Here is a 281-nt window from a genome sequence, read left to right on the forward strand (position 1 = left end):
CAGTGCACGCAGCCGCGTTCGCGGAACCAGCGCAGCACCAGTACGGCCTGGCGGAACGGGCCCAGCGCCCGGCTGCCGCGCGGAGTGCCGATGCGCCGCCGGTGCGCGGCCAGGAGACGGGACAGGTGGTCCACGACGTGGCGGGGAACGTCGAGCGTGGCAACATAGGTGACCAACGTGAAGCCTCTGGTGGTTGCGGACATGATCTTGTGGTGAGACCTGTCCTACCAGGGGCTTTACGTCTGCCCACGGCCGGGGCAGGGATTGCCCGGCCTGCTCAC

At 69.4% G+C, this 281-nt stretch carries 1 pseudogene; it reads right to left on the bottom strand.

Annotation, left to right across the window (positions count from 1 at the left end):
• Window positions 1–203: pseudogene (locus AC2CJA_RS27410) on the bottom strand (hypothetical protein); the annotation flags it as partial.
• Between the last annotated feature and the right edge of the window lie 78 nt (window positions 204–281).

Source organism: Streptomyces sp. ATLC9 (genome assembly GCF_057196705.1).